This window comes from Cytobacillus sp., assembly GCF_964223445.1.
Lineage (GTDB): Bacteria > Bacillota > Bacilli > Bacillales > Cytobacillaceae > Cytobacillus.
Genome location: NZ_CAXQGS010000123.1, coordinates 22,207 through 29,877, shown reverse-complemented (window position 1 = coordinate 29,877; position 7,671 = coordinate 22,207). Strand labels below are relative to the sequence as shown.

Genomic DNA, 7,671 nt, shown 5'->3' with positions numbered 1-7,671 from the left:
GATTATTCAGTTGACTATTCCAGAATATGATTTATGATTAGGTTAACCGAAACGATGTTTTACTTACAAAACAAACATGTGTGGAGGTTAATAAAATGCCATTTATTGATGTCAATGATTTAACTATTCATTATGAAGTAGAAGGAAATGGTGAGCCGCTTGTTATTCTTCATGGACTGGGAAACAATTCACAATCCTGGAAAAAGCAGCTGGAAGGGCTGAGTAAGGAATTTACTGTTATTGCCTGGGATGCGCCCGGCTATGGCAAGAGTTCTGATCCTGGGGAGGAATTTACACAGTTCAGCCAATTTGCTGATGTTTTGAAGGGCTTTATTGAAGGGCTGCATTATCAATCTGTTAATCTATTAGGCCATTCAATGGGCTCAGCCATCGCGCTTGATTTCTGCAGCCGTTATCCCGATATGGTGACCAGGCTGATTATTGCAGATGCCACTCGCGGTGCCGCTGGGCAGAGTCATGAAGAAAACGAAAGAAGGCTGAAGAACCGCTTACATAATATTGATAAATTGGATCCAAAGGAATTGGCTCAGTTAAGAGTAAAAGAGCTTCTTGCGCCAAACCCGGATCCAGCAGTAAAGAAGGAAGCAGAACGCATCATGTCCCAGGTGAGGCCGATGGGCTATCGCTCTGTGGCTTTTTCACTTTCAAATTTAAATCAAATGGATATTCTGCCTTCCATTCCTGTTCCTGTCCTTGTTATTTGCGGGGCATTGGATAAGGTTACTCCTGTAAGCGAATCAGAAATTTTCCATCAGTACATCCCAAATTCAATTCTGAAAACCATTCCGAAAACAGGGCATTTATGCTATCAGGAGAATCCGGACTATTTTAATGCCCTTATTTTGAATTTCCTGCAGGGAGCATACAAAAACGAAGAATTAGCAGAAAGGTAACCATAGAGAAATACTTCCTATTTCTATCCTGGTTTTGTTAATATGTTAGTAAAAATGTAAACACAGGGGGTGACTTGCATGGCAAAAGAGGAAAAAGAGCGGTATAATGCCAATGCTCTGGTACGGGGATTGGAAATCTTAAAGCTCTTTAATGAAGAGCGTCCAACTCTGTCATTGGTTGAAATTGCAAAAGAATTGAATGTTAGCCGAACGGTCCCGTATCGATTATTGTATACCCTCCAATCGCTTGGTTATCTTGACCAGGACGAAAACTCAAAGAGATATAGTTTAACGCCCCAGGTATTGGAATTGGGCTTTTCCTATTTAAGTACGTTAAAACTTCCGGAAATTGCCCAGCCTTATTTGGAAACATTAAGAGATGAAACAGGGGCTTCCTGCCATTTATCCATTCTGGATGGGAATGAAGTGGTGTATGTTGGCAGTGCACCTGTCAGAGGGGTATCTGCTATTAATGTCAATATCGGACTGAGGCTCCCGGCTCATGCAACCGCAAATGGAAAATTGCTGCTTGCCTATCAGCCGCAGGAAAAGCTGAAACAGCTTTTTTATGGGTCCGAATTGAAGCCGTATACGGATCGGACCAAAACGTCCCTGGCTGATTTTCAAAATGAAATTGAAATAATCAGGGGAAATGGATACTCCATTACAAAAGGAGAGCTTCACCATGGGATTCAATCGGTAGCGGCACCGATATTTGATAAATCCGGCAGCATTATGGCTGCTATTAATGTTGTAGCAACAGAGGCAACATTCCATGATGAGTTTATTGAACAAGTAGCGCTGCCTAAAGTGCTTGAGATTTCAAAAAAGTTATCAGGCTATATGGGATATCATCTATAGGAATAAAAAGAAGGGTTAAAAGCTTGCAGCACTGCAAGCTTTTTTGTTTTGTATATAAAACATCATTTAGCAAATGAAACAAATTGAAATTTTTTATTGACTCAATTTTCGAAAAACTTTACACTATTAATAAGTGGTAAACATTGTTTTATATATAAAACACAGAATGGCTGAAAGGAGGGCAAAAAATACCACCAAAAATTTTTTTTCTTATGAAGTATAATATTTGAGAATCGAATGTTATTGAAAGCGGTTACAAAAAATGAATATGTTTCTTGAAAGGGGATCACAAATGCTGAAGGGGAACAAAAGATGGCTCTATATTGCTGTGCCTATATTCTTTTTCTGGTTTTTTGGACAAATTGATAAACTGGGAATCTCGGTTATTCAAACGGATCCTGGCTTCCTTAGTGATCTGGGGCTAACAGGGGCAGACAAAAACGCCAAAATTGGCTTAATAACATTTATCTTTACAATCTCTTACGCCGTTTCAAACATTTTCTGGGGCTTTGTTATTGATAAAGCAGGCCCTCGGAAAACCGCTGTATTCGGGCTGGTAATTTGGACTGCGACCATGATTGCAGGCGGTTTGTCAACTTCCTATGAGATGTTTTTAGTCAGCAGGGTTATTCTTGGATTCGGTGAAGGGATGATGATTCCGGTTTGCGGAAAATTCATTTCGAATTGGTTTAACCAGAGGGAACTTGGCCGGGCACAGTCTACCTGGCTCGCGGGCAATTATTTCGGACCTGCCTGTGGTGCCGTTATATTGACTTTAGTGCTTGCCACTTTCCATTGGGAAGCTGCGTTTTTCTTCCTGGCTGCTTTTAATCTATTTATTGTTATTCCAATGTTTTGGTTCCTTACCCGGGATACTCCTGAGGAACATTATGCAATTGATAAGGAAGAGCTTGCGTATATCCGCAAGTCTGATGGCACTGAAAAAACAAAGAAAAGCTTTGCCCAGGACTACCGCTACTGGATCGTTTGGTTTGGCATGTTAATGTCATCGTTTTTGTTTTTCGGAATAAGCATCTGGCTGCCTACTTATCTCGTTGAGGCGAAAAGTTTCTCAAGAGAAGCAATGACAGGGATTACCTCATTATCCTGGCTTTTTGCTCTAGGGTTTGTATTATCCTGCGGATTTTTGGCAGACAAAACAAGACGTCCAAGCTTGCTGGCCACGATTCTGTTCAGTTTAACGGCAGTATTCTTAACAGCAGCTATTTTTGCACCGCATCCGGTTCTGGCAGGTATTTGTATGGGCCTCGCAATGGGAACTCAAGGCGGAGTCTTCCATTTAAGCAATTTATTTATCGTGAAATTTTCGACCCCGGAAACAGCAGGGCGCGCTGCCGGTCTTATGGGATTCACAAATATTTTAGGCGGATTTTCAAGCTATATCATGGGATGGATGAGAGACCTTGCAGGCGGGGATTTTGGCCCATCTATCGTTATGCTTATTATTGCAGCGAGTCTGGGCTTCATCGCTTATATATTCACAATCAAAAAAGAGGCAGCGGAGCTTCGGATAGAACAGATTCCTCCAAATAGAAAAGTAATCGTATAAAAGTTTTATATTTAAAACAAAGTTTCAATAATTTAATTTTTCTCAATATTTTTAATTGACATATTAAATATTGGGATTTATTATTAACCTGTAAGTAAAACATTGTTTTATATATAAAACATAATAATAGTTTAGGAGTGATATTAAATGTCAGCTGAAAAGTTTGATGTGCAGGCTTTTGAAAAAAAATATGTAGCAAGGCTGGAAGACCGATCACTGGACTGGAATGTTCTTAAATTTCAGGAAGAAATTGATCCAAAGTATAAAAGGGCGCAAATGAGATATATTGGCCGCGGAGCAACAGCGAATAATGATTCAAATGTAATTGCAGCGGAACATTTCACACTCAGCACGATGGTCCTTCCAGCTGGATGTGTTGGACCTCTTCATCTTCACGATGATGTGGAAGAAGTATTCTTTATTCTTAAGGGGAGTGTAAAGGCTCTTATCCAGGAAGTAGGGAAGGAAGAAGTTCATGAAATTCGTCTCAATGAGCGCGATTGCATCAGTTCTCCACCAGGAGTGTACCGCGGCATTCATAATGATGGCGATGAAGAAGCGTTAATGCTGGTTATGCTTGGTGCCGTAAAACCAAATCTTCCTACATATCCGAAGGGGAGTGCTCTTGAGGAGCTTCGCATTCAGCGTGCGAAAGAAAGAGAAGCCATTATCAACGGAAAATAATCGTTTTCAAGCAAACTGGCAATCTAATAAATATTACCGGGATGGACCGCTAACACTTAAATTTGCCGGGTCATCCCGGTTCCTTTAACAAAAAAGGTTTCCTGATACACATGGCTGCATGCAACTGATTGAATGAAAGACTTATTACTTTGGAGGTGCATGGGATGTTAGGCATTACTCACTTGAGGCACATTAGTCTCATTACTCCAGTTCTTGAGGAGCAGGCTGAATTTTACGAGAAGATTTGGGGTCTTGATAAGGTATCCGAAGATGGGGATTCTGTCTATTTCAGAGGTGCTGGTTCAGAGAATCATATTTTACATTTGAAGCGGGGAGAAAAAGCGGGGCTTCATCATATTGCATTTGGAATGGTTGATAAGAACGCCGTTGACAGGGCTGCGGAGATTCTGGCTTCCAAGGGGATCCCGATTATTTCACCGCCGGGCTATTTAGATGAAGAAGGTAAAGGGTACGGGCTACGCTTTGCTGATCCGGAAAACCGCTGCATTGAACTTTCAGCATGGGTGGAAATGCACACGACAATCTGGAATAAGAAGAATGTTGATCCGGTGAAGCTGAATCATGTTGTCATGAATACGGCAGACCTGGATATGATTACAGACTTTTATACAAATATTTTAGGATTTAAGGTTACTGATTGGAGCGAACACCAAATGTCCTTCCTCCGCTGCAACAGGAAGCATCACTCAATTGCCTTCAACCAGGACCAGCATGCATCTGTCAATCATATTGCCTATGAGGTGGACACAGTGGACGAAGTTATGCGGGGGATTTCGAACGTCCGAAAGGCAGGCTATCAGGAGCTTTGGGGTCCTGGACGCCATGGACCGGGAAATAACATCTTCTGTTACTTCCAGGATCCTTCCAAATTTGTCATGGAATACACTTGTTATCTCGAAACCATTGAAGACGAGGAAGAATGGGTGGCTCGAGTATGGAAAAGGGTTCCACACCTGATGGATCAATGGGGAATAGCCGGACCTCCAAAACCTGAAGCACGTGCGGCGATGGGCGGAAAGCCAGATCCGGGCTGGATCAGCGTGAAAGCATTAACCTAAAGATATTTGAAAGGGGTATCGTGATGGACTTTGGTTTAAAAGGAAAAACAGCAGTCATTATGGGCGGGACTTCTGGAGTAGGCCTCAAGACAGCAGAAATGTTCCTTCAGGAAGGTGCCAATGTGGCAGTATGCGGCAGGAATGCCGAGAGGAAGGATAATGCCTTTGACCATTTATTGCATTTCGGATCCCGGGAGTCGATTCTTGCTGCCACTTGTGATGTAACAAATAAAGAGGATGTTACCCGTTTTGTCGATTCGGCAGCAGCCCGATTTCAGGGAATTGATATTTTGGTTAATGCAGCCGGACAAAGTGTTATGGGCCATTTCTTCGATATTACAGATGAGCAATGGCAGGAGCAGATTCAGTTAAAATATTTTGCCATTATCCATGCGGTACGTGCTGTTCATCCATATTTGGTGAAGAGCGGAGGCGGAAGGATCATTAATATTAATGCGACGCTCGCAAAGGAACCTGAAAGACATATGGTTGCTACAGCTGCTACAAGGGCAGGTCTTCTGAACTTAAGTAAAACGCTTTCCCAAGAGCTTGCATCAGACAATATCCTGGTCAACTCCGTAAGTCTTGGATTAATCCGTACAGACCAGTGGGAACGCAGACGATTAAAAAATGCACCTGATATGGATGCCGAGGAATATTACAAAGATCTTGCAGCAAAGCGGAAGATTCCGCTGGGCAGGGTTGGAGAAGCAGAAGAGGTAGCCAGTGTCATTCTCTTTTTAGCTTCAAAGCAGGCAAGTTATGTTTCAGGATCAACCATTGAAACAGCTGGAGCGCTGGGGAAAGCGCTTTAATTTCAAGCAAAGGCAGGAATGATTAGGATGAGCCAACAGGAACAATTGGAAATTGCGCCGGCAAAAGCAAATGAGTCAATGGAATTTACTGCAGCAGATGCAGTGGTGAAGGAACTCGTCCGTGCTGGAGTTGAGGTGGCATTTGGGATTGTAAGCATTCATAATATGCCGATCTATGATGCCATCCTTCGTGATGGGAGAATTCATCTGGTATGCTCGCGCGGAGAGAGCGGTGCGGCAAATATGGCAGATGGTTATGCACGTGCGACAGGAAAATTGGGAGTGGTCATCACGAGTACGGGAACTGGTGCAGGAAACGCAGCTGGTTCACTGATTGAGTCATGGGCAGCAGGTGTTCCGGTCCTTCATTTGACAGGTGAGGTTGCATCACCGTATTTGGGAACGGGCAGAGGCTATATTCACGAGTGTAAAGACCAGCTGTCTATAATGGAGGGTTCTTGCAAAAAAGCGATGCGGCTAAGAAGGCCTGAACAGGCAGCAGCGGTTATCAGGCAAGCGATTAAGGAAGCTGCTGCTGCACCTTCAGGGCCTGTTTCAGTAGAAATCCCAATCGATTTCCAATCTGCGATTATACAGGATTATTCATTGGAAGAAGTGAATGTGCAGGAAAACAGCTCCATATCGTATCTTCCAAAAGAGGCGATAACCAAAGTCAGCCAGGCCCGCCGCCCGGTCATATGGGCAGGAGGGGGCGTCATTAGCGCCGGGGCTTCCAAAGAATTGCAGGAGCTTGCGGAAAGAATCGGGGCAGCCGTTATTACAAGCCAGTCAGGCAAGGGCAGCATTCCGGAGGATCATCCTCAATGTATTGGCCACTTTGCATCTTTTGAATTAACAAAGGATTTAGTGAAGAAATCGGATCTCCTGATCAGCATTGGAGTCAGATTCAGAGGGAATGAAACCTCCAACTGGAAAATAGAAGTTCCTGAAAATCATATCAGCATTGATGCTGATCTGCAGGCAATGAACAGAAATTATGCGGCTGCCATCGGGCTGGCAGGTGATGCTAAGCTTATATTGAGAAAAGTAAATGAAGAATTGGCTAAGGAATCATTTACGACGCCATCCGAAGAATATTTGGAAGAAGTGCTTTCAGTAAGAAAAGAACTGCGTCTTCAGCTGAGAGCTACGCTTGGACCATATGAAAATATTGCTGATGCTATGCGTAAATTGCTCCCGAGGGATACTGTATTGGTGCGTGACGTTACGGTACAGGCAAATGTCTGGGGCAGCCGATTATTTGAAATATATCAGCCTCGTACATCCATTCATGCTTCAGGCGGAGGGATTGGGCAAGGTTTGCCGACTGCAATCGGAGCACAAATGGGATGTAAGGATAGACAAGTTGTTTTATTAGCTGGAGATGGCGGCTTCATGGTTAATGTGGGTGAAATGGCAACGGCAGTACAGGAAGACCTTCCATTAATCGTCATCCTGTTTGATGATGCAGGATATGGCGTTCTCCGGAATATTCAGGATGCAGCCTATGGACGGCAGGTAGCGGTCGATTTAGTTAGCCCAGATTTCGTTTTGCTGGCTCAGTCCATGGGATTTGCTTCTGCGAAAATCGGTTCTTCTGAAGAATTCGCATCTGAACTGGAGAAGGCAATGGACAGGAGAAAACCATCCATGATTGTAGTGGATATGGAAGCAGTCGGGCCAATGGCGAAACCATTCGGAGGGCCGCCGGGCGCGGCAGAAGCTTTCAAACCGAAAAGGCTGTAAGG

General features: G+C 43.5%; 7 protein-coding genes. All 7 read left to right on the top strand.

What is annotated here, in order from left to right:
* Positions 1 to 95: 95 nt before the first annotated feature.
* The 7 genes from ACEQ1T_RS20720 (at position 96) to ACEQ1T_RS20690 (ending at position 7,669) form a co-directional block, all read left to right on the top strand.
* The gene (locus tag ACEQ1T_RS20720; protein ID WP_206839393.1) at positions 96 to 914 is read left to right on the top strand and encodes an alpha/beta fold hydrolase; all 819 of its coding nucleotides are present in this window, start codon (positions 96 to 98) and stop codon (positions 912 to 914) included.
* Positions 915 to 992: 78 nt separating this feature from the next.
* Positions 993 to 1,775, top strand: a complete 783-nt coding sequence (locus tag ACEQ1T_RS20715; protein ID WP_035329809.1) for an IclR family transcriptional regulator — start codon at positions 993 to 995, stop codon at positions 1,773 to 1,775.
* Positions 1,776 to 2,067: 292 nt separating this feature from the next.
* Positions 2,068 to 3,345: an MFS transporter gene (locus ACEQ1T_RS20710; protein WP_370224546.1), complete on the top strand. Its 1,278-nt coding sequence runs from the start codon at positions 2,068 to 2,070 to the stop codon at positions 3,343 to 3,345.
* A 147-nt stretch (positions 3,346 to 3,492) separates the two neighbouring features.
* Complete coding sequence (locus tag ACEQ1T_RS20705) at positions 3,493 to 4,029, top strand: cupin domain-containing protein (RefSeq protein WP_035329812.1); 537 nt, start codon at positions 3,493 to 3,495, stop codon at positions 4,027 to 4,029.
* 164 nt (positions 4,030 to 4,193) lie between these two features.
* A complete protein-coding gene (locus ACEQ1T_RS20700; RefSeq protein WP_206839399.1) occupies positions 4,194 to 5,108 on the top strand; it encodes a VOC family protein in 915 nt (304 codons plus the stop codon).
* Between the two features lie 23 nt (positions 5,109 to 5,131).
* Entirely contained in the window at positions 5,132 to 5,923 is a 792-nt protein-coding gene (locus ACEQ1T_RS20695) for an SDR family oxidoreductase (protein ID WP_206839401.1), read from the top strand.
* A 27-nt stretch (positions 5,924 to 5,950) separates the two neighbouring features.
* A complete protein-coding gene (locus tag ACEQ1T_RS20690) occupies positions 5,951 to 7,669 on the top strand; it encodes a thiamine pyrophosphate-binding protein (protein ID WP_370224544.1) in 1,719 nt (572 codons plus the stop codon).
* The last annotated feature ends 2 nt before the right edge of the window (positions 7,670 to 7,671 follow it).